This window comes from Loktanella sp. Alg231-35 (genome assembly GCF_900143545.1).
GTDB lineage: Bacteria > Pseudomonadota > Alphaproteobacteria > Rhodobacterales > Rhodobacteraceae > Yoonia.
Genome location: NZ_FREV01000005.1, coordinates 325,353 through 352,328, shown reverse-complemented (window position 1 = coordinate 352,328; position 26,976 = coordinate 325,353). Strand labels below are relative to the sequence as shown.

Here is a 26,976-nt window from a genome sequence, read left to right as displayed (position 1 = left end):
GTTTCACAATCACTTTTCTTCGGCACCCCTTAGCACAACCAGACTTGACATCCGCCTTCGGAGGGCAGCGCTCTATCCAGCTGAGCTACGGGTGCGTAGGGCCGTCTATAGCTGCGACAAACAGCGCTCGCAACGGCAAAGTCTGTAAGGTGGATCCCGATCCACCTAACTAAAAAGATCGTGGCACAGTTCTAGCGCATCAACCAGCACATCTACCTCGTCGGTGCTGTTATACATGGCAAATGACGCCCGGCAGGTGGCCCCCACGCCCATATGCTCCAAAAGGGGCATCGCACAATGGGTCCCGGCCCGCACGGCGACACCCTTTTTGTCGAGCACGGTCGAGATGTCATGGGCGTGTGCCGCACCATCCAGGGTGAACGAAAATATCGCCCCTTTGGTGGCAGACGTCCCCTGCACGTTGAGCCAGTTCAGCCCGTCAAGCCGCGTGCGCGCGTAGTCGCAGAGTGCTTTTTCATGGGCCGCAATATTGTCCAACCCCACGTCCATCATATAGTCCAGCGCCACCCCCAACCCGATGGTCTGCACGATCCCCGGTGTGCCCGCCTCAAACTTCATCGGCGGATCATTCCAAGTGACAGCGTCGCGTGTGACCTCGCGGATCATGTCGCCGCCACCCATGAAGGGACGCATTTCAACCATCCGTTCCTTGCGCACATAGATCGCGCCAGAGCTTGATGGCCCATAAAGTTTATGCCCGGTGATCGCATAAAAATCACACCCGATATCGGCCACATCAACCGGCATATGAACTGCCGACTGGCTGCCATCCACCAGAACCGGGACACCCTTTGCATGCGCCCCGGCAGTGATCGCTTTCACGTCGACAACTGTGCCCAGAACATTGGACATATGGGTGACTGCGACCAGTTTGGTTTTCGGTCCGATGGCGTCAATCACCTGTTGCGGATCAAGATCGCCATTGGCATCCACATCCACCCATTTGATCACTACACCCTGCCGTTCGCGCAGAAAATGCCAGGGCACGATATTGGCGTGATGCTCCATGATCGACAGCACGATCTCATCGCCCGGTTCCAGCCGCGGCATGGCCCAGCTGTAGGCGACCATATTGATGCCTTCTGTGGTTCCGGAGTTGATGATGATATCATCCTCGGACGGCGCATTCAGGAACCGCGCGATGATCCCGCGCACACCTTCGTATTTCTCGGTCGCCAGATTGCTGAGGTAGTGCAGACCCCGATGCACATTGGCGTATTCTTCGGCATAGCCGCGCGTCACCGCATCAATCACTGCCTGCGGTTTCTGCGCAGAGGCCCCATTGTCAAGGTAGACCAGCGGCTTGCCATTCACCTCGCGGCCAAGAATGGGAAAATCGCTGCGGATTTTTGCGATGTCATAGCTCATATCGTGCCTCCGGCATTTGTGATGCCAAATACGGTCAGGAAAATGCTGGATAGCAAGGCGGTGGCGATCAGCGCCATGGCAACCACCACGGCTGTTTTGATCAGATTGTCAAAGCCGTGCAAGACCTTGATGAAGTTGATGAAACACCAGATCAGCGCCCCAAGTGCCAGCATGCCGAAAAGTGCCGCGATGGCCGGGCTAATCAGCACCAGAACCATCTGCACGGCTTCCAGTGTCAGGCTGACGGCCTGAAACCAGACCATGATCGTCAGGGTGCCATCCAATGTGCCGCCACCGCCCAGCATGCGGCCAAGATGCGACAGTGCAAAGACAAAGGTCACCAGAAAGATGCCGACCATGGCCAGATAGCCAAAAGGGGTCGCGGGCAGAATCTGATCCTGCATCGCAATCGGCGTGGACGAGATATACTGCAACGTGACCACAAAAAGCACGTTCAACACCGCCGTCAGTGCCAAGGCGCTCCAGAGTGCATTGCGTGGCACCTGAAAGGTCAGCGCCTGTTCTGCGGTCGCCGATGGCTCCATTATTGTGGTCCAGACCGCCTGCATCCAGCTTTGGAACGTCACATTCATGATCCGCTTTCCACCTCGCGCAGGGATTGCACCCAGATGATCACAAAGGCCGCAGCCCCGATCCCACCCACCAGAGCGGCCTGCGTGCCGGGGCCAATCAGGCCACGCACGAGGCCGTAAAACAGGATCATCGGCGACATAGCCAGCAGCGTCCAGAACAAGGCAAGCCGTGCCCCGTACCACGTCCCTTTTCCGCCGATCACCTTGGCGATCTGATGCGACAGGGCGGCGATACCATACATAAACAGCGGCAGGACGATCACGGCCGAAAAGAACGTATAGGTCATCATCCCTTCGAAATTCATATCCGCAGGCCATGGCGAGGGTTCGTACCCGTCCGCCACACGCCGCAACCGCGGCCATTGCGCGACAAAGATCAAAAAGCAGCTGACCATCAGATAGACAATCGCCCGGTCCTCGCGCTTGCCCTGCCCCAGCAGATCACGCATCACCCGACGCGGCCCGCGCCAGGTGCGCACGATATCTTGGGTGACAGGCATTAGCGGTGACGGGCCAACCAGCCTTCCAGCCGGTCCCGCAGTTCCTCTGCGAGGCTTTCATCCGCGATCTCTTCCAAGGCTTCGGCAAGGAATGACAGCGTCAGCAAATTGCGCGCATCATCATGCGACACCCCGCGCGACCGCAGATAGAACAGCGCTGTTTCATCAATCGCACCCGACGTAGACCCGTGCGAACAGGCCACATCATCGGCGTAGATTTCCAGTTCCGGCTTGGCCAGAAATTGGCTGTCGTCATCCAACAAAAGCGACTGGCTGATCTGATAGCCATCTGTCTTTTGCGCGCCTTCCTTCACAAGGATCTTGCCCTGAAACACACCCGTTGCCCCGTTGCGCAGCACCTTTTTGAAAACCTGACGGCTTTCGCAATTCACCGCGTCGTGGGTGACAAAAACCGTGTCATCATGATGGAAATCCTTGCCATCCCCCACACAGACGCCGGCCACATGGGCGGTGGCATCATCGCCGACAATCTCAAGCACGCATTCGTTGCGGGTCAGCACACCGTTAAAGGTCAGGGTGAACGACTTGAACGTCGATTCCGCCGCAATCCTTGCAAAACAATGTGTTACAGCGCGACGTTCATGGTCACGACCCTGCGCGCGGACATGATGGAACGTGCCACCCTCGGCCACATCGACCTCTAGCTGTTTGGAAAACCGTGCCGCAGCTGGGCCGGTTTCAAGCAAGGTCACCTCTGCCCCTGCCTCAACCTTGATCAGGTTGTGCAGCACTGCGTCCGACGTTTCATCACGGTGCAGATAGATCAGGTTGACCGGCTTGACGGCTTTTGCCGTTGCACGGATCACAACGCCATCTGTCGCCATCGCCGTGTTGAGAGCGGCCAATGTGCGCTCAACAGGTTTCTGTCCGCGTGCCTCAAGCACGCCATAAACGTCCTTGGCCCAGTGAATGTCAGCGGCCATCGCATCGGCCAGACGCTCGATCTCTAGCCCTTCTGCGGTCAGATCATCTGATGCCTCTGCATCAAATACACCGTCCACAAAGACAACGCGCACACGGTCAACCGCATCAAAAAGTGCGGCTTCGTCGCTGTGAAACAGGGCCGCCTTGCCTGCCCCCGCATCCGTCAACGACGTTGGATCGGTGTATTTCCAATACTCATCACGCTTTGTCGGCAGGCCCATCTCGCGGACCCGCGCCATCGCATCAGCACGTGCCGCATTCGCCCATGCAGCACCCGTTGGCAGGGTCACCCAGGCCAAACGCGCCTCTGTTGTATCAGATTTCAGCTTTGCCAATGCCATCAGGCCACCTCTGCCAGAATGTCGGCATATCCGTTGTTTTCAACCTCAAGCGCCAGCTCTGGCCCGCCGGATTTGACGATGCGTCCATCAGCCATGATATGAACGATATCGGGTTTGATGTGGTCCAGCAGACGCTGATAATGGGTGATCACAAGGAACGAACGGCCTTCGGACCGAAGCGCGTTCACGCCCTCGGACACCAATTTCATCGCATCCACGTCAAGACCGGAATCGGTTTCATCCAGAATGCACATCTTGGGTTCCAGCATCGCCATCTGCAGGATTTCATTGCGCTTTTTCTCACCACCAGAGAAGCCCACATTGACCGGGCGCTTCAGCATATCGGCATCAATTTTAAGGCTCTTTGCCTTGGCACGCACCTCTTTGAGGAAATCAGCGGCGCTGAGTTCTTCTTCGCCGCGTGCTTTGCGTTGTGCGTTCACGGCGGTGCGCAGAAAGGTCATGTTGCCAACGCCGGGAATTTCGACCGGATACTGGAACGCAAGGAACAGGCCCAGAGCCGCACGCTCTTCGGGTTCCATATCCAGCAGGTCTTGGCCCTCTAGCGTGGCGGAACCACCCGTGACCTCGTATCCGTCACGGCCAGACAGCACGTAAGACAGCGTCGATTTACCCGAACCATTCGGCCCCATGATTGCATGCACCATGCCCGGTTCTATCGACAGATCAACACCCTTGAGGATTTGCTTGTCTTCTTCTTCCAGTTTGACCTCTAGGCCTTTGATTTCCAGCATCTTTTGCTCCTCAGAATTCTATGTTGTGCGCAACGAAACATCCCCGATCGGAGACGTCCGGCAGGGCTGCATTGCGAAAATATGTGGTTATGACTGTGGTGACGGAAGCCCGTAAACCTGCCCGCGATACACCACGGAATGTTGCGAGGTCGTTTCCAGCACCTCGTCCACATAGGCTTGGGTATAGATCACGGCCATCTGATCGGGCCAGCGCCAGATGATGTTGTGCCCCGCTGTGATCATGATCACCAGACCGGCCACTTGCGCCAGACGCGCGCCAACCGTGCGTCGATTCATCAAAGCAGACAGGGTTATGACGGCCCATGCGCCAACGATAAGTTCCAGATAGAAAACGATGCTGTCGGATGCTGCGACGTCGAAGTAGCGGATACGCAGGATTTGCGCGGCCATCAGACCCAGTGCGCCGATGATCATCGACACGATGATTTTGCCCAACAAGGACGGTTCTTCGTTTTGTTTCTTGATCTTGTCGCGGGTCACGCGCTTGGGCACATGCATGCCCAGATCGGGATCGTAATAGGATTTGTTGCGCGGATTGTTGATTCGCTTCACCCGCGCATTGAAGTCGTTGATGTCCTGTTTCGCCACGCCCATTGGCCGCAATCCCATCGCCTATCGTTGCGTCAGGTGATCGCAGCGAACTGGGGCAACAAATGGGCCGCCCCGCGACGTCCGCGTGACAATTAAATAACAACGTCAACGACATCACAGCACGACCGGCATTTGTGAAAGCGTAAAGGATGCGCAAGCGGCCCCAACAAAAAAGGCAAAGATTGCCATCCAACGCTGCGGCATGCGCCGCCCACCAAGGGCTTGCAGGATGCCGGAAAACACCATCACGACCAGGATCAATAGCGAAAGCGCAACAAATCCCGCCACGCCAAGGACAATCAGCAGGTTTTGCTGATCTTCGGCGAGCAACTTGATCGCCTCGTAGTTCTGGTTGGCGACAATCACCGCGCTTGCGACGACAAGCCCCCAAATAAATCCAAATGCCAACGACATCCCTACCCCACAGACCCTTCCAATGAGATCGCAACCAGCGCCTGCGCTTCCATCGCGAACTCCATCGGCAGTGCTTGCAGCACGTCCTTGCAGAACCCGTTGACGACCAAGGCCACGGCCTCTTCTTCGTCCATACCGCGGCTGCGGCAATAGAACAGCTGATCATCGTCCACCTTGGATGTCGTCGCCTCATGCTCGACCCGGCTGCTGTTATTCTTGACCTCGATGTAAGGCACCGTGTGTGCCCCGCATTTGTCGCCAATCAGCAAGCTGTCACACTGGGTATAGTTGCGCGAAGATTTCGCCTTGGGGTGCATCGACACCAGCCCCCGATAGGTGTTCTGCGCCTTGCCCGCGCTGATGCCCTTGGACACAATCCGCGACTTGGTGTTCTTACCCAAATGCACCATCTTTGTGCCAGTATCAGCCTGCTGCATGTTGTTGGCGATGGCGATGGAATAAAATTCGCCCTGGCTGTCGTCACCGCGCAGGATGCAGCTTGGATATTTCCAAGTCACAGCCGAACCCGTTTCCACTTGTGTCCACATCACCTTGGACCGATCACCCCGGCAATCGGCGCGTTTGGTCACAAAATTGTAGATGCCGCCATTGCCGTTTTCATCACCGGGATACCAGTTTTGCACGGTGGAATATTTCACCTCTGCGTCTTCCTCGATGATGATCTCAACCACGGCCGCGTGCAGCTGTGCCGTATCACGCTTGGGGGCGGTGCAGCCTTCAAGATAGGACACGTAAGAGCCTTTGTCGGCAATGATCAGCGTGCGTTCAAACTGACCCGTATTCTCGGCGTTGATGCGGAAATAGGTGGACAGCTCCATCGGGCAGCGCACACCGGGCGGAATGTAGACAAACGATCCATCCGAAAAGACAGCAGAGTTCAGCGTGGCATAGAAATTGTCAGACGGTGGAACAACTGTACCAAGGTATTTCTTGACCAATTCCGGGTGCTTCTCAATCGCCTCGGAGATTGAACAGAAAATGACACCGGCCTTTTCCAGCTCTTTCTGGAAGGTCGTGCCAACGGACACGCTGTCAAACACGGCATCCACGGCCACCTTGCGGCCTTCTGCGGGGGCATCCTCTGCCCCTTCGACACCTGCAAGGATCATCTGCTCTTTCAGCGGAATGCCCAGTTTTTCGTATGTCGCCAAGAGCTTAGGGTCGACCTCATCCAGCGATTTGGGCTTTTCTTCCATGCTCTTGGGGCGGGCATAATAATAGATGTCCTGAAAATCGATGTCAGGATAATCGACCATCGCCCATGTGGGTTCTTCGATCTTTTCCCAGCGCTCAAACGCAGACAAACGCCAATCCGTCATCCACTGCGGTTCTTTGTTCTTGGACGAAATCAGCTTCACGATACCGGTGTTCACGCCTTTGGGCGCATACTCCATCTCGATTTCAGTTTCCCAGCCGTATTTATAGGCGCCCGAGAGTTCCTTGACCGCATCCACGGTATCCTGATCAACGCCATCCTTGACGGCGACATCATCCAAAGCTGTCATCTCTTGGTCCTCTCAAGCGGCCTTGCGCCGCGCCCGTTTTTCGCTCCAGGCCTGCGCAAAGCGCATGACCTCGTCTTCAGTTGTCTCAACGCCCAGCGACACGCGGATCGCACTTGCGGCGGTTTCATCATCCAGCCCCAGCGCCTTCAAAACCCGGCTGGTTTTGACCTTGCCACTGGAACAGGCCGAGCCTGCCGAAATCGCAAACCCTGCCAGATCCATCGCCATCACCTGCGTCTCACCTTTCCACCCCGGTGAGGCGAAGCAACTGGTGTTTGGCAGGCGTTGAAACCCTTTCCCGACAAAAATAGTATCTTTTTCGGCGGCCTCAATGGCGTTTTCTAGAATATTTCTAAGTTTGGCAACCCGATCCCATTTGCCATCCACTAAATCTTTTTGTGCGGCAGTCGCAGCGGCCCCCATTCCGGCAATGGCAATCACGTTTTCCGTACCGGACCGGCGGCCCATCTCTTGCCCGCCGCCTTTGATTTGCGCGGCGATATCAGTGCCTTGCGGAAAGATCAGCGCGCCAACGCCTTTGGGCCCACCAAACTTATGGGCTGACAGGAATACCATGCCAACACCGGACCAAGAAAACGCAAAGGGCAATTTGCCAAACCCTTGGGTAATGTCGCTGACCGCCAGACCTTGCGGCAAGTCCTGGACGATCCCCGTTTCGGAATTGGCCAGTTGCACCGTTGATGCGCCCGGATCAGCGACCTGTACCAAGCCATCAACAACTGGCAAATCCGCATCAACCCAGGCATGCACCGCATCATGTTCAATAGGTGCAGCATGCAACCCGCGCCCGGCCAAAGCCAGCGCCGCGGCCTCAGTCGCCCCAGAGGTAAACACAACATCCGCGTTAGAAGCACCAACCGCCTCGGCCACCCGCGCGCGCGCGGTTTCAACGATACCCTTGGCCGCGCGACCCTCTGCATGCACAGAGGAGGGATTGCCCACGACATCCATGGCCGCCAGCATTGCAGCGCGGGCCTCGGCCCTCAGCGGTGTCGTTGCGTTATGATCCAAGTAAACCCGCATCTTCTTTTGTTCAAAAGTATCTCGGGGTCCGGGGCTGGCCCCGGTCCGGCATTGGCAAGAAAGACTGCGAAAAGCGGCTCACGCGTCATCCACCACTTCGAACAGCGCAGGCACGGCTGGACAAGGTGCCAATTCATTGCTCACGACATCCGACAATCGCGCCTGATGCAAAAACACATAGACATGGGCGCTCAGGCCCTCCCACAGGCGGTTCGTCATCGATTGCGCACGCGAACCCGACGCTGCACCCGATGCCCCTGCCCCTTTGTGCATGGCCGACACGGTTTCATCCACTGCACCCAAAATCTCTGCCACGCGAATGTCTACCGATGGGCGTGCCAGACGATAGCCGCCACCCGGTCCACGCACCGAATCCACCAACCCTGCGCGGCGCAGCTTGACGAACAACTGCTCCAGGTAGGCCAATGAGATGTCCTGCCGCTTGGAGATTTCGGTCAGATTGACCAGCGCGTCGTCTTCCTGCAACGCAAGATCAGCCAAGGCGACCATCGCGTAGCGGCCCTTTGTGCTTAATTTCATGCATCATCTCCCGACAGCAGGCGAAATTTCCCCGCGCCCCACTGGCGCAATTTCATTGACGGCGCAGCCTTGCGTCATTACTTCACCGTGACCACGCCAGATCGCGCGCGGCCCAATTTAGAATCTTTCTAAAGTGTCCGAGCATTTTCGTCAAGAATGTCCCGGACACGCAAAGGAGCGACGGACCAAGTATGCCCGAAGTCATCTTCCCCGGCCCAGAAGGACGCCTTGAAGGGCGCTATCACCCTCAAAAAGACCGCGACGCACCGATTGCCATCGTGCTGCATCCGCATCCGCAATTTGGCGGAACGATGAACAACCGTGTTGTCTACAACCTGCACTATGCCTTCTACAACATGGGGTTCACCGTGCTTCGGTTTAACTTCCGTGGTGTTGGCCGATCGCAAGGTGAATATGATCAGGGCGTGGGTGAATTGTCTGATGCGGCCTCGGCCCTTGATTACCTGCAATCGATGAACAATAACGCCAAACATTGCTGGGTTGCTGGTTTCTCTTTTGGTGCTTGGATCGGCATGCAGCTTTTGATGCGCCGCCCCGAGATCACCGGCTTTATCTCGGTGTCGCCTCCAGCCAATATGTACGACTTCAGTTTCCTCGCCCCCTGCCCGTCTTCGGGTTTGATCATCAATGGTTCAAACGACCGTGTGGCACCCCCTGCGGACACCGTGAACCTTGTGAACAAGCTGCACGAGCAGAAGGGCATCACCATTACGCATGATGAGATGGAAGGTGCCGGTCACTTCTTTGAAGATCCGCATATGGACCCGATGATTGACACTGTGCGCACCTACGTGCGCCGCCGCCTGACAGAGACCACGCGCTAACGATGGCCGATGAATATGTCATGAAGGTCGCGGGCGAATTGGCTGATCTAGCATTGGCCGATGAAAAGCTGAGCGGTGATGAGACCATCATTGACGGTATCAGCGAAATCCTTGGTGCCTCTTCGCAGACCTTGCAAGAGGCCTACATGACAGCCGTCCGCGTCCGCCGCGCCGAGCGGCGTGCGCGCACATTGCTCAAGAAACGTTCGTCCGAACAGGTGGTGGTCGATACCCCCGATATGGACGACGACGCGGCAGAGCCTGAAACCTTTGAAACCGGCACGATCCACCTGGGTGACAGCAAAACCAAACTGATCGCCCAAATCGAAGACGCGTCTTTTGAAGATGTGGGTCCTGCGTCAACGGATGCAGGCGACAAGGGCTATCAATCTGCCAGCCAAAATGTGGCCCCAGCCCGCGCCAAGAAAGAGACCTAAAGAACTCGTGGACCGGATTGATGCACAGCTTGCTTTTCTGACCGAAGCGGACAAGCTGAAATCCGTCCTGCGTGGCACGACCCTTTGCGACGGCACCCGCCGCGAGAACTCTGGCGAACATAGCTGGCATATTGCCCTTTATGCGATGGTCATGGCCGAGCATGCCATCCGGCCCGTTAATATTGACCGGGTGATCAAGATGCTACTGATCCATGATCTGGTCGAGATTGATGCAGGCGACAATCCGATCCATGGCGACCATGACACAGCAGAGATGGACGCCATCGAACAGGCAGCCGCTGACCGCATCTTCGGGCTACTGCCGGAAGATCAGGCGCAGGCGTTCCGCGCCCTTTGGGATGAATTCGAAGCGGCCCAGACGGATGATGCGATCTTTGCCAAATCTATCGACCGGGTACAGCCTGTGGTCGCAAACCTTGAAACGGGCGGCGGCACCTGGCCAGAGTACAAGGTGACAGCAGCACAGCTACAATCCCGCGTCGGGGCAAAGGTTGAACGGGGCGCACCTGCGATTTGGGCCGCACTCAAAGCCCGGATTGATGCGTGGTTTGCAAAGCACGCACCCGAACCTCAGGACTAGTGGGCGCAATGGAAGGCGTCACCGGCGGATGCCTTCACCCCAACCTATCAGATTTAGACAGAACGCCGCGAAATCTGGCTGCGACCTTTTGCCGGGCTCCGGCAACACCCCCGCGAGAACGACTGACATTGCCCCAGCAAACCAGACGGAACGGTTATTCCCCCTATACAAACCCGTCCCAGAGGCGTAGTGCGCGGGCCTTACCCGCCGCCAGAAAGCCTGCACTATGATCACGACCCTTGCCGATGCCCTAGCCAAACAAGGCTATACTGACCTGACACCCGTGCAGGAGGCTGTCACGGATGAGGCGCTCGAAGGGCAGGATTTGCTTGTCTCCGCCCAAACCGGATCGGGTAAGACCGTCGGTTTTGGTCTGGCGATCGGGCCAACCATCCTTGCCAATGACGGCACATTTGGCCCCGCGGGCCGTCCTCATGCGCTGGTCATCGCGCCCACACGTGAGTTGGCCTTGCAGGTCAAACGTGAATTGCAGTGGCTTTATGCGGGTGCCGGGGCAACGCTGGCCTCTTGTGTTGGCGGTATGGATTTCCGCGATGAGCGACGCAACCTTGAGCGCGGCACACATATCGTTGTCGCCACTCCGGGCCGTCTGCGTGATCACATCATGCGCGGCACAATTGATCTGTCCGATATCAAAGCCGTCGTGCTGGACGAAGCCGACGAGATGCTTGATCTGGGGTTCCGCGAAGACCTCGAATTTATTCTGGGCGAAGCGCCGGAAACCCGCCGCACGCTGATGTTCTCGGCCACGGTGCCGCCGATGATTGCGACGCTGGCGAAATCCTATCAGCGCGACGCCGTGCGCATCGCCACGGCCACCAAGGAAAAACAACACAGCGATATCGAATACCGCGCCCTATCCGTGGCCAACCACGATATTGACGCTGCCATTGTCAACGTGCTGCGCTTTTATGATGCGCCCAACGCCATCGTTTTTGCCAACACGCGCGCAATGGTCACACGGCTGACAACACGGCTGTCAAACCGGGGGTTCTCGGTTGTGGCGCTGTCGGGTGAGCTTACGCAATCGGAACGCTCCAACGCGCTGCAAGCCATGCGTGATGGGCGCGCCAAGGTTTGTGTAGCCACCGATGTTGCCGCGCGTGGGATCGATCTGCCGAACCTTGAACTGGTTATCCACGCCGAACTGCCCACCAATGCCGAAACGCTGCTGCACCGCTCTGGCCGGACGGGTCGTGCCGGGCGCAAGGGCATTTCCGCCCTGATCGTGCCTGCCAAGATGAAGCGACGTGGGGAAAACCTGCTGAAGTGGGGCAAGCTGACAGCCGAGTGGTCTGTGCCGCCCACCGCAGACGAAGTGACCGCCAAAGACGAAGAACGCCTGCTGACTGATGCGGTCTGGTCCGAGGACTTTACCGAAGACGAACAAGCCTTTGCTGCCCGCCTGCTGGAACAGCACGCCCCCGAAAAAATCGCTGCCGCCTATCTGCGCCTTTACGCAGGCAAGCAGTCCGCGCCCGAGTTCATTTCCGAATACAAAGACGGCCCCGCCGCCAAGGAACGCAAACCGCGCGAAGCCAAGTGCTTTGGCCCCTCCAAATGGTTCAGCGTTGATGTAGGCCGCGAAGGTAAAGCAGAGGCGCGCTGGCTTTTGCCGATGATCTGCAAGGCCGGTGACATCACCAAGAACGAGATCGGCGCGATCCGCATTCAGCCCAATGAAACATTCATCGAGATTTCGGAACCTGCCGTTGCTGGATTCCTGCGGTCGGTGGGCGGTGACATGCGGTTGGAAAATCAGGCAACGCTCACAGCGCTTGATGGTGCGCCGCAACTGGGCGAACGTGGCCCGCGCAAGACCAAGCGCGATTATGATGACCGGCCCAGACCGGGCGGTAAGCCAAAGCGTGACTATGGCGACAAGCCCAAATCGGGCGGCAAGCCCAAGCGGCACGCGCCGCGTGATCAATCTCCGCCACCGCCATCGCAGCAGGATGACATCGCAGCAATCCAGCCGATTTCCGGTGCCGCTGACGACCACAAGGCCCGCAAGCCACGCCACAAGCCAGAGCTCCGTGACCACGGCGAAGCCCTGACCGAAAAACGCAAAAAGCCCCCTTTCAAGGGCAAGTCAGACGGTAAGAAACCGCCACATAAGGGCAAATCTGGTTTCAGTTCTGACACAAAACCCCGCAAGCCGGGTGCAGGTAAGCCGGGCGGCAAACCACCAGGCAACGCCAACGATACGTCCAAACGGTTCACTCCGCCGGGCGGAAAATCCAAACCCCGCAAGGGCTTAGGCAAAGGCGGCACCGCAGCACCAAGGCGCGGCAAACCATAAAAACAGCGCAAATGGTCACATTTTTGTCACGTCACAACCGCGTTGGCGGCACAGCATACTCGTCAGATTGGGGATAATCTTCGTAAGATAAACCCATGAGCATGCGAAAGGACCAGAAAATGGCCAGTGCTAAACCGATAGACCCTCGCCCCGCTCCGGCGCCGCAACCCAAACCACCGGCATCGCAGCTGCAGGGTAAACCTCAGACGCCCGTCTATACTGATTACGCGAGCATCTGAGACGACAACGCCTCTAGGCTGGTGAGGTCACTGCCAGCAGGATCGCCCTCCCCGATCCGACCCGACCTCACTGGCCTTTTTTCAGCGATCCGATATCATCGGTGCATGGCTTCGCTTACCTCAATCAAAAACATCGGCCCGGCGTTTGAAGCGTCATTGCAATCTGTGGGCATCACCACCGCCGAAGAGCTGCGCGCCATAGGCGCAGATGCGGCCTATGCCAGATTGCTTGAAGGGGGATCAAAACCTCATTTCATCGGCTATTATGTGCTGCATATGGCGCTGCAAGGCCGCCCGTGGAACGACTGCAAAGGCGACGAAAAGAAGGCGCTGCGCAAGCAATTCGATAAGATAAAAGTGGGGAGCTTTGACCAGCAACGCTCTGAATTAGAACGGTTTTTGAACCAGATCGGTGTCGTTGAGATCATGGATAAGTAAATACCCTTCACATTATCGTTGGAATCAGCTATGTTAATGGTATGAACATAGCACAAGACATTGATTTCGAACTCGCCCGCCTGCGCAAAGTTGCTTGGCGCATGGACGCCCTTTTTTACATCCCCCGCACCAATATTTCGGTGGGTCTGGATAACATCGTGGGTTTGGTACCGGTGGTGGGCGACGCGCTGACGGCGCTCCCCTCACTCTGGCTGATCAATGAGGCGCGCAAGCTGGGCGCATCGCCGGGCACGTTGGCCTATATGACGCTGAACACTGTGCTCGATTTTTTTGTCGGTATGGTGCCGGTGATTGGCGACATTTTTGATGTGCTCTACAATGCAAACATTCGCAATTACCGCGCGTTAGAGCGTAATCTTAACAAAAAAGCCGCCCACGCCAAAACGGTGCGGACGGCCTTTAAAGACGTAGGGTGGGTGCAACCCACGCTTATCGGTTAACCGACCAGTTCAAGGCCCGAGAAGAAGAACGCAATCTCTTCTGCGGCTGTCTCTGGCGCGTCGGAACCGTGGACAGAGTTCTCACCGATGGACAGTGCGAATTCTTTGCGGATCGTGCCGGCTGCGGCGTCGGCTGGGTTTGTTGCACCCATGACTTCGCGGTTCTTTGCGATCGCGTCTTCGCCTTCCAGAACCTGTACAACGATCGGCTCAGAGATCATGAATTCGCACAGCTCACCAAAGAACGGGCGCTCGGCGTGTACGCCGTAGAATTGCTGCGCTTGCGCCAGTGTCAGCTGGATGCGCTTTGATGCAACGATACGCAGGCCTGCTTCTTCGAATTTAGCCACGATCTGGCCGGTCAGGTTACGCTTGGTTGCGTCGGGTTTGATGATAGAGAATGTACGCTGAATAGCCATGTGGAGCCTCTTGGATATGACGGGCCTTTGGCCCCGTGAAATGATGGCTGCGCCCTACCATGCCGCCCCAAACATGAAAAGCGATGATTTGATCACTCTTGGATGGGCAGGCGGCGGGCAAAGAACGCCAGCAAAGTGATGGCAATCACACCAGCCGCGACATAACCGCCAAGGACCATCTGAATATCGGCATATGGCATCGTGTCCGCGCTTTGCGTGGCACCCGAGGCAACAAAGAGCGTCGCCGCAAACAGGACCCGCCCACACAGGCTTTGCAGTGACAGATAGGTCGCCCGTGCTTCATCTCGCAACAATGGTTGGATACGGGCGGTGACAAAGGGCTTCGACAGGGCGTCCGGCACCATGCGCAATAGCAAAACAGCAATGACAATCGGCGCATTGGTCAGCGCCAGCACACCTGACAGCGTGATCTGCATCCCAAACGCCAGCAGCAGGATCGCCACCAGCCCGACGCGATGCCGCAACCGCGTGGCAAAGAACGAGGCCACAACAGACAACAGCATCATAACGGTGGTCACCAACCCGCTGAACATCGGCGCATCCTGCGCCAGCCCAACGGATGCCAGCGCCTCTTGAATGAAGGGTTGACCAAAGACAAAGGGGATATGGCTGAACCCATACATCAGCACCGCCAGCGCAAAGAGCCAGATCAGCACTGGATTGCGCAGCGCATCACCCAAGGCACCCAACCGCATGACCTCGCCTGCTTGCGGGGCGGTGTCCTGTCGGGGTGGTTCAACAAACCGCAAGCTGATGATGATCCCCGCAAAAAGCGCCACAGCCGACAGAACGAAGGTCAACGGGAAAGAATAAAGCGCAACCGCGCCCCCAGTGACAGCCGACATGGCAAGGGCCGCAAAGGTAAAGCGCCAGGCTTTGACCTCTTGTGCTTCGACATCATCCGCACGTCCGGCGGCAGAGAGGGATTCGTACAAAAACGCGCTATCGGTGCCCGACAAAAAGGCACCCCCTGCCCCCATCATGATCTGCCCTGCCGCAAAAATTGCAAAACTGTCACCCACCGCCAAAAGGCCTGCACCAATCGTGCTGCAACACCCTGCAATGATCAGCGTCACCCGCCGCCCGAACCGGTCAGAGGCATAGCCCGATGGCACCTCCAGAACGGTTGTTGCAAGATCTGCGATGGCATAAAGCATGATCGCTTCTGCCGCCGACAATTTGGCCTGAAAATACAAGAACCACACGGCCTGCGCAAAGATCAGACTCTGTAACAGTTTGAACCAAGGGTAGAGGGCAATATTGCGGTTTGCCGTGGCGATCTGGCTAGACATGCGGTGATGCTATGGGCTTTGTTGCGGGCTGACCAGACTTGTCCAACAAAACGCAGCGCATCCCCCCATTGACCCCGCACCAGCGATCAATCATAGCCGCCCCATGCTCAAGATTTCAGACATCACATACTCTGTCGATGGCCGTACGTTGGTCGAACATGCGACAGTCACCATTCCCACCGGTCACAAGGTAGGGTTAGTCGGACGCAACGGATCCGGCAAGACGACGCTATTCCGGGTGATCCGGGGCGAGATGGTGCTGGACACCGGCAGTGTGAGCATCCCCAAAGGCTGGAAAATCGGTGGCGTCAGCCAGGAAGTGCCCGGCAATGAGGTGTCGCTGATCAACACAGTTCTGCGCGCTGATACAGAACGCGAGGCGCTGCTGGCCGAGGCCGAAACCGCCACTGACCCCGCGCGCATCGCCGAGGTGCAAACCCGCCTTGCCGATATCGAAGCATGGTCCGCCGAAGCCCGCGCTGCCACTATCCTGCGTGGTCTGGGCTTTACCCATGAAGAACAACAGATGCCATGCTCTGCGTTTTCTGGCGGCTGGCGTATGCGTGTGGCTTTGGCTGCGGTCCTGTTCAGTGAACCTGACCTGTTGCTGCTGGACGAACCGACCAACTATCTGGACCTTGAAGGTGCGCTTTGGCTTGAGAATTATTTGGTCAAATATCCGCACACGGTGCTGATCGTCAGCCACGACCGCGAACTACTGAACCGCTCTGTCGGGGGCATCCTGCACCTCGAAGACAAAGGGCTGATCTATTACACTGGCCCCTACGATACATTCGCCAAACAACGTGCCGCCAACCGGGCGGTTCAAGCGGCAGCGGCCAAAAAGCAAGACGCGCAGCGCCAGCATTTGCAGGCCTTTGTGGACCGTTTCAAAGCGAAAGCATCGAAAGCCAAACAAGCGCAATCGCGCGTCAAGATGCTGGAAAAGATGGAAACCATCCGCGCGCCCGAAGATGCGGCACGCACTGTCTTTACCTTCCCCGAACCTGAAGAGCTTTCACCGCCCATCATCGCCACCGAAGGGGCGGCTGTGGGTTACGGGAACACCATCGTTTTGCACGACTTGAACCTGCGGATTGATCAGGACGACCGCATCGCCTTGCTGGGGCGCAACGGCGAAGGCAAATCGACGCTGTCGAAAATGCTGTCCAACCGTCTGCCCATATCACGCGGCAAAATGGTGACCTCGAACAAACTGCGCATCGGTTTCTTTGCGCAGCACCAAGTGGACGAATTACGCATCGAAGAAACCCCGCTTGACCATCTGTTCCGCGAACGGCCAAAGGAAGGGCAAGCCAGATTGCGCGCCCGCCTTGCTGGTTTCGGTCTGGGTGCGGACCAAGCTGATACCGAAGTCGGGCGTCTGTCGGGTGGGCAAAAGGCACGTCTTTCACTGTTGCTGGCCACCCTGCCCGCGCCGCATTTGCTGATCCTTGATGAGCCGACAAACCACCTTGATATTGAAAGCCGCGAAGCGTTGGTCGAAGCGCTGACCGCCTATTCGGGTGCGGTGATCCTCGTCAGCCACGACATGCACCTGCTGTCGATGGTGGCCGACCGGTTGTGGCTGGTCAAAGACGGGCATGTGAAACCTTACGATGATGATCTGCCCGCCTATCGCAAAATGCTGCTGACCCCGGAAAAACCGCGCGAAAAGGAAAAACCAGCGGCACCAAAACCGGTCAAAGCTTCGCGGGAAACCGTGATGGCGCTCCGCTCTGATGCTCGCAAGGCCGAAGAACGAGTCAATAAAATCAATGACATGCGCGACAAACTTGCCAAGAAACTTGCTGATCCGATCCTTTACGAGGACGGCAAAGCAGGCGAACTGGCCACATGGAACAAGAAATACGCCGAAGTCATGGACGGGCTGGAGCGGGCAGAAACCATGTGGATGGCGGCATTGGAGAAGCTGGAAAAGGCCCAAGGCAAATAACCGAGATCTTTTCAGCTTGGCCAAAAATTTGACGCAGGCGGCGGCAAACCCTTCTCATTTGCACCAGAGCCTGCCAAACAGAATACCATGACCGAACTCCCTGCCCTGATCGCCGCCTTCACCACGATGTTTATTATTCTGGACCCGCCGGGGCTTGCGCCTGTGTTCATTGCCCTGACCCAGGGAATGACCGCCGCACAACGTCGCACCATCGCGGTCCGTGCATGCATCGTTTCAGCCGTTCTGATGATCCTGTTTCTGTTTCTGGGCGAGGCGGTGCTGGGCTTTATCGGCATCTCGATGGACGCGTTCCGCATTGCCGGTGGTATTCTGCTGTTCCTGACAGCGCTCGACATGTTGTTTCAGCGGCGACAGGCCCGACGCGAGGATAGCGCCGCAGAGGGACAGGCCGAACACCATGACGACCCATCCGTTTTCCCACTTGCCCTGCCGCTGATCGTGGGGCCCGGTGCGATCACCACGATTATCCTGCTGGCAGGCGAAGCACAGGGTGCGGCGGATGTCGGGGCCATCGCTGCCGTCTTGATGGCGGTGCTGTTAATCACCTTTCTATCATTTCTTGCGGCCCCCGCGATTGAACGGATCTTGGGCAAAACTGGCCTCAACATCGTCACCCGCGTGTTGGGCATGCTGCTGGCTGCTTTGGCCGTGCAATTTGTGCTCGACGGGTTGCGGGGTTTTGGGATCGGCACCTAGTGCCTATATCAATGCCATGACAACAGACCAAATCATGCGACTTACATATCTGGTACTGCTGGGGGTCGCGATTGGCGGCTCTGCCATTCTAGCAGGCCGCACTAATATGGGAAAAATGGCGCAACAGGCGGCGATCTGGGCGCTGATCTTTATTGGTGTGATCGGGGCTTATGGGCTGTGGGAGGACATCAGCAAGGATGTGAACCCGCGCCAATCCTTCGTAGACGCCACTACCGTCCAAGTCCCACGCGGCCCTGATGGGCACTATTACCTGACGCTCCAGATCAACAATACGCCCGTCGATTTCGTGGTGGACACAGGCGCCAGCCAAATCGTGCTGTCACAGCAAGATGCCAAAAGGATCGGGATCGACCCTGCCGGCCTGCGCTATTCGGGGTCGGCAAATACCGCCAACGGCGTTGTGCGCACGGCCCCGGTTGTGCTGGATCAAACAGTGCTGGGCGAGATGGTAGAACGGGGACTGCCCGCAGTGGTCAATGGCGGTGCCATGGACGCATCCTTGCTGGGTATGACCTATCTGGGACTTTTTGACCGAATCGAGATTTCAAACGGCATGTTGGTGTTGAACAGATGATCAGAGCATTCGCCTTACTTGTGCTTCTGGCAGCTTGCAGCCCCCCTGCCGACTTGCCCGAGGATTTCGATCCAACCTTCCAGTTTTTCTTACCGGTCGAGTAATCAGGCTATCAGCGCAGGCCAAATCGCTCGGTTGCGAGCCGCAAATGGTGCGATGTGCCCAATATGGTCCAGCCCAAAGTCTGCCGGAACAATTGTCAGCTGTGATTTGGATGCACGGCGGTGAAACTCCATCACCCGCCAGACGCAATGCGGCGGCACCAGCGTATCATCGGCAATGGCGACCAGCTTCAAGGGTGCTTTCAGCCCACCAAAATCAGGGACCGGTAGCGGATCACCCATGTCGGCCATAAACGCCCCGCGATTGCTGCACCAGCGCCGCCACTGCCAGTAGACGCCAGCGGGGATATCTTCACCAAGGCGCAGACGCTTGCCGGGCATATAGCCTGCCAGCCATGTGGCCAGTGGCCCGACAGCAAACCAATAGGCAGCGGCAGTCAGCCGGTAGGGAAACGGATGGTCCGACAGGTTCACTGGGCCAGAAGCCACGGTGATCACGCGATCAATCTGGTCAAGGTCGCGTTGAAAGGCCAGCATCAGCCCGCCCAACGAATGCCCAATGACCCAAAGTGGTAGATCGGGGAACATCTGTGACAGGTGATCCCGCGCCGCTTGCTGATCGTGTACACCCCAATCCGCCATAGTCGCATCGGACGATTTCACCGTCTTTGTCGAGGCACCGAAATCACGGTAGTCATAGGTCATGCAGATGATGTCCTGTGTGTCTGCCAACCATTGAGCGAAAGCGGTGTAGTAGCCCTGAGGTACACCGGTTGCCCCGTTTAACAAAACGACTGCCTTGGCAGGCAGCTTGGTTAGATACAGCCTCGCGCGCAGACGCCGCCCCCCGGAATAGAACCGCTGATCACGAAATTCGGCTTGCGCATGCATATTCATGGTGCTCTCCCAATATAATAGACCGGTCGGTCTACTGGCAGTGCTAGACCAACTGGTCTATTTCTGCAATATCTATTTTCATGACGGACATGCGCACCAAATTGGCTATCGAGGCAGGCTACCTTTTTCAGAAAAAGGGTTACAACGGGACAGGAATTTCGGAAATTCTTGCAAAGGTAGGCGTGCCAAAGGGTTCGCTTTACCACTACTTCCCCAATGGAAAATCTGACCTCGCCCTCGCCGCCGCCGAGATTGCGACAGCCGAGGTGTTGCGTATCATCGATGCCTCATTTGCGAACGCAAAAGACTACAGCGACGGCGTGACAACCTTTTGTTACAAGCTAGCCAAATACTTCGACATCCATAAAGGCGATATCGGTTGCCCTGTCTCGGCCACATTGCACGGCGGGCCAGACAATGCCATTTTCAAATCTGCACTCGACAAGACATTTACCCAATGGATGGATCGACTGGCCGCCTACGCCACCCAACTTGGGCAAAACGAAAAAGACGCGATGTTCAACGCGCAGCGTCTGTTCTTGTCGTTAGAGGGCGCATGGACGTTGGCCCGTGCACGTCGCGATTCCGATGTCATCAGAGAATTACCAGCCTTTGTGACCTGATCTGCCTACTTCTCTGCCTTCTTCACCCAGCGCCCGTCCTCTTGCGCCCAGTATTGCGCGGCACAGCCCGCGTCGGTCAGCGTTTTCCATTGCCCTCGAGCATGATCCAGCGCTGCCCCGTCATGTCCATCAAACAGGATACAGGTCCGCTCTGTCGCGGTCACCTCATCTGCCGTCACATCGGCCCCGGCCACGCTTATCACGCAGGCGAACCCGTCGCTTGGCACGTTGCCCAGCAGTACGGGTTGATCCGCGTCATGCGCCCCGCCAGCCAGCCCGTGCGGCACGAACCCATCGTCGGGGCCCTGCCACAGCACATCATCAAGCCGTTTCAGCAAAGCCGCGTCTGTTCCGCGCACCAGCACCCGCCACCCGGCCCCTTGCGCCTTACCGATCAACATCGGCAGGGTCGCCTCAAGCGGGCTTTCGGTCAGGTGATAGAAAAACGCAGCCCCCATGCTCAGCTCTCGTATTGATCGGCAATCAATCGGTTAAGCGCCATCACGCCCCAGCCGGTTGCGCCTGCTGGCGCAAGCGCTGTTTCTTTCTTCACGCTGGCCGTGCCTGCGATATCCAGATGCGCCCACGGCACATCGTCCTTTACAAACCGTTTGAGGAACTGCGCCGCCGTAATCGACCCCGCCATGCGCCCGCCGACGTTTTTCATGTCAGCGATCCGCGATTTGAGCAGATCATCATAGGCCGGGCCCATCGGCATCCGCCATGCGCCCTCGCCTTCGGCACTGGCGGCCTTGATAAACGCATCGCTCAGATCATCGGAGTTTGAGAACACGCCGGCGTTCTCATGCCCCAAGGCCACCAGTACGGCGCCAGTCAGGGTGGCCAGATTGATCATGCCGACGGGCTTGAACCGCTCTTGCGCATACCAAAGCACATCAGCCAGTACCAAACGCCCTTCGGCGTCAGTGTTGATGATCTCGACCGTGTCACCTTTCATCGATTTGATCACGTCGCCGGGACGCGTCGCCGTGCCAGACGGCATGTTTTCCACCAGACCAACAAGGCCCACCACATTGGCCTTGGCCTTGCGCAGCGCCAGCGTACGCATCACCCCGGACACAACGCCTGCACCGCCCATATCCATGGTCATATCTTCCATGCCACCAGCAGGTTTGAGGCTGATACCGCCAGTGTCAAAAACAACCCCCTTGCCGACCAGTGCAAAGGGGGCTTCGTCACCGCCGCCATTCCATGTCATGACAACAACTTTGGATGGGCTGGCTGATCCCTGCCCGACGCTAAGCAAGGTCCGCATGCCCAGTTTGGCCAGTTCATCCTCTTCAAGGATTTCAACATCAAGGCCAAGGTCCTGCATCGCGGCCAGCCGTGCGGCAAAGTCATCCGTGGTCAGCACATTGGCCGGTTCATTGGTCAGATCACGGGTAAAGAACACACCTTCGGCAATGGCGGCCATCGGGGCGGCCGATTTGGCAACCTCTTCGGGTTTTGAGACCATAAAGGCGATCTTGCCTGCTGGTTTGGCATCTGCCGTTTTATGGGCATCGAATGTGTAGCCGCGCAGGGCAAGGCCCAGGGCAATCTCATCCGCACGCGCGATGGTACCGCCAAGGATCAATAAATCCTTACCGCCCTGTGCCTTGGCCAGTTGCGCGCCCGCCTTGCGGGCCTCTTGGTTGCTGGGGCGACGGCCCAGTTTGACCACACAGACGGCCTCTGCCACCAATCCCGCGGGATAACCCAGCGATGCCAGATCACCTGCGGCCATCTTTTCAAACGCTGCACTTTCCACAAACCGCGCCAACGCCTTGCGTGTCAGCGTGTTCACCTTGCGCGCGCCTGCGTCCAGCTTGCCGTCATCGCCGATAAAAACAACAACCTTGCCCGGCGCATCAGCGACAGCATCAAGATCAACGGATTTGAACTGGATTTCAGCAGGCGTCGTCATCAGCATTCCTTTAGTAAATAAAAGCGTTGCGCCAGTCCTAGCCTGCCGCCACGACAATGACCAGATAGCGGTTCAATCCACGCCGCGCATGCGCTAGTTTGCCCCAAGACAGGCAGGCAGCCATCACCGAAGGAAAGCGTATTGGCACGATTTGACAGATATCTGCTGTCGCAATTGATGGTGCTCTTTGGCTTTTTCAGCCTTGTGCTGGTGCTGATCTATTGGATCAACCGGGCCGTTGTGCTGTTTGATCAACTGATTGCGGACGGCCAATCAGCGGGTGTTTTCCTAGAGTTTACTGCGCTTTCGTTGCCGTCTGTGATCCGCCTTGCCCTGCCGCTCGCAGCCTTTGCCGCGGCCGTCTATGTCACCAACCGCATGTCCACGGAATCAGAGCTGACCGTGGTACAGGCCACTGGATTTTCCCCGTTTCGGCTGGCCCGCCCTGTGGCCTATTTTGGGCTGATCGTGGCGGCGATCATGTCGATCCTGATGCATATCCTTGTGCCGCTCAGCAGTGCTCGTCTGGACGCCCGCGAAGCGGACATCGCCCAGAACATCACAGCCCGCTTATTGACCGAAGGGCAATTCATTGAGCCGGTCAACGGCGTCACCTTCTATATCCGCGAAATCACCCCCGCGGGCGAGCTGCTTGATATCTTTCTGGCCGACAGCCGAAACCTGCGCGACGAAGTCACTTATACCGCTGCCAAAGCCTTTTTGATCCGCGAAAACGACACCACGCAATTGGTGATGATTGATGGCATGGTGCAGACCCTGCGCAATGAAGATCAAAAGCTGTTCACGACTACCTTTGCCGATTTCGCCTACAACATCAGCAACCTGATTGGCGAACGCAGCACAACCCGCAGGCGCGACTCGCATGTATTTACATGGGAAATGCTGAACCCGACGCCAGAGTTGATCGCGGAAACGCGCCGTTCCAAAGCGCAGCTTTTGGCCAAAGCGCATGACCGGTTCAGCCAATCGATCCTTGGCATGGTTGCGGCATTGCTAGGTTTTTCCGCCCTGATGGTCGGTGGCTACAGCCGCTTTGGCGTCTGGAAACAGATCATGGCCGCCATTGCCCTGATCATCGTCGTCAAAGCTTTTGAGACAACCGGCCTGCGGATCGCCCGCAACAATGAGGCCCTTTGGTTTGCCACCTATCTGCCCAGTTTTGTGGGCTTTCTTATTATCTGGTTCCTGTTGTTTTGGGCAGGCCGCCCCACCCTGTTCAAACGCCAGATCAGCGGGGCGGCCTTGTCATGATCCTGCACCGTTACTTTGCCCGCCGTTTCCTTGTGACCTTTCTCGGGGTGGCGACGATCTTTTTCCTGATCATGCTTTTCATTGATCTGATCGAGCAATTGCGGCGCTATGCCAGTGCCGAGGCAAGTTTTCTCAATATCCTTGCGCTCAGCTTGCTGAATATTCCCAAAGGGATTTATCAGATCATGCCACTGATCATGATCCTTGCAGCGATTGCCCTGTTCCTCAGCCTTGCGCGATCATCCGAGATGGTTGTGACCCGCGCCGCCGGGCGGTCCGCGATGCGCTCGCTCATGGCTCCGCTCGTGGTGGCCTTGATAATTGGCCTTGTCGCCGTGGCCATTTTGAACCCAATTGTGGCCAGCACGTCCAAGCAATTCGAGGCCCGCAGTGACGCACTGCGCGGCAATGCCTCTGTCCTGTCCATTGGGTCGACGGGTCTTTGGTTACGGCAAGGTAGCGACGCCGGGCAAACAGTGATCCGGGCGCAGGGCGCCAATTTGGATGGCACATTGCTGGCAGACGTGACCTTTCTGACGTTCGGGCCTGACGGAAACCCTGCACAGCGCATTAATGCAGCATCTGCGGAACTGACAACCGGTGCTTGGCTTTTGCGCGATGCCAAATCATGGGCACTGGGCGATGAAACCACGCCCGAGGCGTCGGCGGTCACCCAAGCAGAGTTATCCGTGCCCTCCACTCTTACCCCGGATCAAATCCGCGACAGTTTCGGCACCCCGTCCTCGATCCCGATTTGGGAACTCCCCGCCTTTATCGAGCGGCTGCGCGATGCAGGATTTTCGGCGCAGCGCCATCTGGTCTGGTTCCACGGTGAACTGGCGGTGCCGTTCTTTCTGATGGCAATGGTCCTGATTGCGGCCAGTTTTACACTGCGCCACCAGCGTGGTGGGCGCACGGGGCTGATGGTGACAAGCGCGGTTCTGCTGGCCTTTGTGATCTATTTCATCCGCAACTTTGCCTTGGTTCTGGGCGAAAACGGGCAATTGCCTGCACTACTGGCCGCATGGGCACCGCCTCTTGCCGCGATCAGCCTGTCGCTGGGCATCCTGCTGCATAACGAGGACGGATGATGCGCGCGCTGTTCCTTTGTCTGCTGTTGCTTTTGCCGGGCATGCTTGCCGCCCAAGGGGCCGCGACGCTTGTGGCTGACACCGTGGAACTCAACGGTGAAGATCAACTGGTTGCATCCGGCAATGTCGAAGTACTGTTTGATGGCAGTCGTCTTACCGCAAGCCAGATCATCTTTGATCAGCCAAGCGACACCCTGCAGATCACCGGCCCGATCTTCATTCGATCCGCAGACGGCACGATCCTGACTGCGACCGCGGCCACTCTCGACCCGCGCCTTGAAAACGGCATCCTGCAAGGCGCGCGCATTGTGCTGGACCAGCAGCTGCAACTGGCCGCCAATCAGATCGACCGGCGCGACGGGCGCTATTCCCAGCTTTACAAGGTTGCGGCGACCTCTTGCCGGGTCTGTGGCACCGGTCCCGCACTTTGGGATATTCGGGCAGAACGGGTCGTTCACGACACGCAGGAACGCCAGCTTTACTTTGAAAATGCAACTTTTCGCCTGCGTGGCGTGCCGGTGATCTGGCTTCCCCGTATGCGCCTACCCGATCCGACGCTGGAACGTGCGACAGGTTTTCTGATCCCGGAACAACGCAATACCAACCGGCTGGGCACTGGTATCAAGGTTCCTTATTTCGTGACATTGGGTGACCATCGCGACGTCACCCTCACCCCCTATTTGTCTGCGGAAACAACCACGCTTGAAATCATCTACCGCCAAGCTTTTACCAATGGCGACCTTAGGATTGACGGAGCCATCAGCAACGACACGCTTCAACCGGGCAGCCGGTCTTACATCTTTGCCGAAGGCAATTTTGAGCTCAGCAATGACTATCAGCTGAGTTTCGATATCGAAGCGGTGAGCGATGACGCATATCTGGTGGATTATGATTATGCCGATAAAGACCGCCTTGATAGCGCAGTAACCTTGCTACGGGTTATGGATACATCGCTTTATCAGGCGCGGTTCACCTACTATCAGACCCTGCGTGATGATGAATCGAACGCCTCGCTCCCTCCCATCATCGCTGACCTCAGCTATGAACAGCGTTTGCGTCCGGGGTTCGGCGGCACGCTCAGCTATGGCGCTGATATAGACGCTGCCCATCGCTATAGCGATGTGGATGGTGATCGGGGCCGAGACGTCACACGGGCGGGTGCCAATGGCACTTGGCAGGACAGTTGGATCCTGCCTGCCGGTTTCCTAGCTGAGGCGCAATTTGGCGCGCGTGCGGACCTCTATGTGATTGGCGATGACAGTGCTTTTGAACAAGAAGACCTGCGGTTCATCCCCTACGGCGGTGCTGTGCTGCGCTGGCCCTTGGGGATGCAAGGACCATGGGATGCCACGCATCTGCTTGAGCCCGTGATCAGTGTCTCTTGGGCCGAAGCCTTTGGTGGCACGCCACCCAATGAGGACAGCACCCGTACCGAGTTGGACGCGGCAAATCTTTTTGCCCTGTCGCGCTTTGCAGGCGAAGATGCATTTGAAACCGGGGCGCAGCTCGCGGCCGGATTGGTCTGGACCCGCAGCGGTGCTGCGGGCGGGTCATCGACGCTGGGGTTTGGGCGTGTGGTACGGCAGGAGGCACCAAGCGGGTTCACCCGATCATCTGGTCTGGATAATGCGCGATCTGATTGGCTTCTGGCCGGGCAGTTGACGCTGCCGGATGGGTTTCTCTTTGATGCGCGCAGCCTTTGGGATGATACCGACGGGCTGACGGTGGCCGACAGCCGCCTTGCATGGAGCAGTGACCGGTTTTCGCTGGGGGCCAACTATATCTGGCAACGGCGCGATGCCGCCGAAAACCGCCCCAATACAGTGTCAGAATGGTCCTTTGACAGCGCCTTTGAACTGAGTGATGCATGGACGCTTTCGCTTGACGGGCGCTATGACGTGGCCGCTGACAGACCTGTGCGCGGCGACATCGGGCTGAAATGGCGAAACGAATGCGTGACCATCGACGTTTCGGCCTCGCGCCGCTACGCGTCTTCCGATACGGTTGCGCCAACAACAACTTTTGGCTTAAGCGGCTCTATCAGCGGCTTTTCAACAGGACGGGCTGCAGGCGGCATCGGTACGGGTTGCAGGAATTGAT

The 26,976-nt window shown here is 57.4% G+C and carries 28 protein-coding genes; 13 read left to right on the top strand and 15 right to left on the bottom strand.

All coding sequences use genetic code 11. The features are described from left to right. Positions 1–165: 165 nt before the first annotated feature. The 10 genes from DHN10_RS14540 to DHN10_RS14495 all read right to left on the bottom strand — a co-directional run bounded on the left by DHN10_RS14540 (position 166) and on the right by DHN10_RS14495 (position 8,659). Positions 166–1,389, bottom strand: a complete 1,224-nt coding sequence (locus tag DHN10_RS14540) for a cysteine desulfurase (RefSeq protein WP_108816052.1) — start codon at positions 1,387–1,389, stop codon at positions 166–168. Further along, positions 1,386–1,982, bottom strand: coding sequence for a YIP1 family protein (locus DHN10_RS14535; protein ID WP_108816051.1), 597 nt, complete (start codon positions 1,980–1,982; stop codon positions 1,386–1,388). The genes DHN10_RS14540 and DHN10_RS14535 overlap by 4 nt, the downstream gene beginning before the upstream one ends. Beyond that, positions 1,979–2,482 carry a hypothetical protein gene (locus DHN10_RS14530; RefSeq protein WP_108816050.1) on the bottom strand — a complete coding sequence of 168 codons (504 nt, stop codon included), beginning with the start codon at positions 2,480–2,482 and terminating at the stop codon, positions 1,979–1,981. The genes DHN10_RS14535 and DHN10_RS14530 overlap by 4 nt, the downstream gene beginning before the upstream one ends. Next, positions 2,482–3,768: a SufB/SufD family protein gene (locus tag DHN10_RS14525; RefSeq protein ID WP_108816049.1), complete on the bottom strand. Its 1,287-nt coding sequence runs from the start codon at positions 3,766–3,768 to the stop codon at positions 2,482–2,484. Before DHN10_RS14525 ends, DHN10_RS14530 begins: the two co-directional genes overlap by 1 nt. Then, on the bottom strand, positions 3,768–4,523 hold the full coding sequence (gene sufC, locus DHN10_RS14520) for a Fe-S cluster assembly ATPase SufC (RefSeq protein WP_108816048.1): 756 nt from the start codon (positions 4,521–4,523) through the stop codon (positions 3,768–3,770). Before sufC ends, DHN10_RS14525 begins: the two co-directional genes overlap by 1 nt. An 87-nt stretch (positions 4,524–4,610) precedes the next feature. Continuing rightward, entirely contained in the window at positions 4,611–5,138 is a 528-nt protein-coding gene (locus DHN10_RS14515; protein ID WP_159087009.1) for a hypothetical protein, read from the bottom strand. A gap of 111 nt (positions 5,139–5,249) precedes the next feature. Continuing rightward, positions 5,250–5,543, bottom strand: coding sequence for a hypothetical protein (locus DHN10_RS14510; protein WP_159087008.1), 294 nt, complete (start codon positions 5,541–5,543; stop codon positions 5,250–5,252). Between the two features lie 8 nt (positions 5,544–5,551). Continuing rightward, on the bottom strand, positions 5,552–7,075 hold the full coding sequence (sufB, locus tag DHN10_RS14505; RefSeq protein ID WP_108816045.1) for a Fe-S cluster assembly protein SufB: 1,524 nt from the start codon (positions 7,073–7,075) through the stop codon (positions 5,552–5,554). 12 nt (positions 7,076–7,087) lie between these two features. Then, positions 7,088–8,119 (bottom strand): cysteine desulfurase family protein, encoded by a 1,032-nt coding sequence (locus tag DHN10_RS14500; protein WP_108816044.1) that lies wholly within the window; start codon positions 8,117–8,119, stop codon positions 7,088–7,090. 78 nt (positions 8,120–8,197) lie between these two features. Next, entirely contained in the window at positions 8,198–8,659 is a 462-nt protein-coding gene (locus DHN10_RS14495; RefSeq protein ID WP_108816043.1) for an Rrf2 family transcriptional regulator, read from the bottom strand. A gap of 191 nt (positions 8,660–8,850) precedes the next feature. Here DHN10_RS14495 and DHN10_RS14490 point away from each other — a divergent pair, with 191 nt between their 5' ends. From DHN10_RS14490 to DHN10_RS14465, 6 genes are all read left to right on the top strand, one after another. Then, positions 8,851–9,504, top strand: a complete 654-nt coding sequence (locus tag DHN10_RS14490) for an alpha/beta hydrolase (RefSeq protein WP_108816042.1) — start codon at positions 8,851–8,853, stop codon at positions 9,502–9,504. 2 nt (positions 9,505–9,506) lie between these two features. Beyond that, a complete protein-coding gene (locus tag DHN10_RS20140) occupies positions 9,507–9,941 on the top strand; it encodes a hypothetical protein (RefSeq protein ID WP_306419269.1) in 435 nt (144 codons plus the stop codon). Then, on the top strand, positions 9,907–10,542 hold the full coding sequence (locus DHN10_RS14480) for an HD domain-containing protein (RefSeq protein ID WP_108816041.1): 636 nt from the start codon (positions 9,907–9,909) through the stop codon (positions 10,540–10,542). The genes DHN10_RS20140 and DHN10_RS14480 overlap by 35 nt, the downstream gene beginning before the upstream one ends. 226 nt (positions 10,543–10,768) lie before the next feature. Further along, positions 10,769–12,865, top strand: a complete 2,097-nt coding sequence (locus tag DHN10_RS14475) for a DEAD/DEAH box helicase (RefSeq protein ID WP_108816040.1) — start codon at positions 10,769–10,771, stop codon at positions 12,863–12,865. 344 nt (positions 12,866–13,209) lie between these two features. Beyond that, complete coding sequence (locus DHN10_RS14470; RefSeq protein WP_108816039.1) at positions 13,210–13,542, top strand: TfoX/Sxy family protein; 333 nt, start codon at positions 13,210–13,212, stop codon at positions 13,540–13,542. Positions 13,543–13,583: 41 nt separating this feature from the next. Continuing rightward, the gene (locus DHN10_RS14465; protein WP_108816038.1) at positions 13,584–14,003 is read left to right on the top strand and encodes a DUF4112 domain-containing protein; all 420 of its coding nucleotides are present in this window, start codon (positions 13,584–13,586) and stop codon (positions 14,001–14,003) included. On the opposite strand, the gene ndk is transcribed toward DHN10_RS14465, so the two are convergent. After that, a complete protein-coding gene (gene ndk, locus DHN10_RS14460; protein ID WP_108816037.1) occupies positions 14,000–14,422 on the bottom strand; it encodes a nucleoside-diphosphate kinase in 423 nt (140 codons plus the stop codon). The genes DHN10_RS14465 and ndk overlap by 4 nt on opposite strands. Before the next feature lie 92 nt (positions 14,423–14,514). Further along, positions 14,515–15,735 carry an MFS transporter gene (locus DHN10_RS14455; protein WP_108816036.1) on the bottom strand — a complete coding sequence of 407 codons (1,221 nt, stop codon included), beginning with the start codon at positions 15,733–15,735 and terminating at the stop codon, positions 14,515–14,517. A 103-nt stretch (positions 15,736–15,838) separates the two neighbouring features. On the opposite strand from DHN10_RS14455, the gene DHN10_RS14450 reads away from it, so the two are divergent. The 3 genes from DHN10_RS14450 to DHN10_RS14440 all read left to right on the top strand — a co-directional run bounded on the left by DHN10_RS14450 (position 15,839) and on the right by DHN10_RS14440 (position 19,004). Continuing rightward, positions 15,839–17,692, top strand: coding sequence for an ABC-F family ATP-binding cassette domain-containing protein (locus DHN10_RS14450; RefSeq protein WP_108816035.1), 1,854 nt, complete (start codon positions 15,839–15,841; stop codon positions 17,690–17,692). 87 nt (positions 17,693–17,779) lie between these two features. Further along, the gene (locus DHN10_RS14445; protein ID WP_108816034.1) at positions 17,780–18,409 is read left to right on the top strand and encodes a MarC family protein; all 630 of its coding nucleotides are present in this window, start codon (positions 17,780–17,782) and stop codon (positions 18,407–18,409) included. A 16-nt stretch (positions 18,410–18,425) separates the two neighbouring features. Then, positions 18,426–19,004 carry a retropepsin-like aspartic protease family protein gene (locus tag DHN10_RS14440; RefSeq protein WP_108816091.1) on the top strand — a complete coding sequence of 193 codons (579 nt, stop codon included), beginning with the start codon at positions 18,426–18,428 and terminating at the stop codon, positions 19,002–19,004. Between the two features lie 104 nt (positions 19,005–19,108). On the opposite strand, the gene DHN10_RS14430 is transcribed toward DHN10_RS14440, so the two are convergent. Further along, positions 19,109–19,963 (bottom strand): alpha/beta hydrolase family protein, encoded by an 855-nt coding sequence (locus DHN10_RS14430; RefSeq protein WP_108816032.1) that lies wholly within the window; start codon positions 19,961–19,963, stop codon positions 19,109–19,111. Positions 19,964–20,052: 89 nt separating this feature from the next. On the opposite strand from DHN10_RS14430, the gene DHN10_RS14425 reads away from it, so the two are divergent. Next, on the top strand, positions 20,053–20,586 hold the full coding sequence (locus DHN10_RS14425) for a TetR/AcrR family transcriptional regulator (RefSeq protein WP_234417145.1): 534 nt from the start codon (positions 20,053–20,055) through the stop codon (positions 20,584–20,586). A gap of 5 nt (positions 20,587–20,591) precedes the next feature. Here the strand turns inward: DHN10_RS14425 and DHN10_RS14420 are convergent, their stop codons facing one another. Both DHN10_RS14420 and DHN10_RS14415 read right to left on the bottom strand, forming a co-directional pair. Further along, positions 20,592–21,044, bottom strand: coding sequence for a DNA polymerase III subunit chi (locus DHN10_RS14420; protein WP_108816030.1), 453 nt, complete (start codon positions 21,042–21,044; stop codon positions 20,592–20,594). Between the two features lie 2 nt (positions 21,045–21,046). Beyond that, the gene (locus DHN10_RS14415) at positions 21,047–22,513 is read right to left on the bottom strand and encodes a leucyl aminopeptidase (RefSeq protein WP_108816090.1); all 1,467 of its coding nucleotides are present in this window, start codon (positions 22,511–22,513) and stop codon (positions 21,047–21,049) included. Positions 22,514–22,654: 141 nt separating this feature from the next. Between DHN10_RS14415 and lptF the strand changes: the two genes are divergently transcribed. From lptF to DHN10_RS14400, 3 genes are read left to right on the top strand one after another with little or no spacing between them, the layout of a single operon-like run. Further along, positions 22,655–23,785: an LPS export ABC transporter permease LptF gene (gene lptF, locus DHN10_RS14410; protein WP_267895721.1), complete on the top strand. Its 1,131-nt coding sequence runs from the start codon at positions 22,655–22,657 to the stop codon at positions 23,783–23,785. Next, complete coding sequence (gene lptG, locus DHN10_RS14405) at positions 23,782–24,876, top strand: LPS export ABC transporter permease LptG (RefSeq protein WP_108816029.1); 1,095 nt, start codon at positions 23,782–23,784, stop codon at positions 24,874–24,876. The genes lptF and lptG overlap by 4 nt, the downstream gene beginning before the upstream one ends. After that, entirely contained in the window at positions 24,876–26,975 is a 2,100-nt protein-coding gene (locus tag DHN10_RS14400) for an LPS-assembly protein LptD (protein WP_108816088.1), read from the top strand. Before lptG ends, DHN10_RS14400 begins: the two co-directional genes overlap by 1 nt. The last annotated feature ends 1 nt before the right edge of the window (position 26,976 follow it).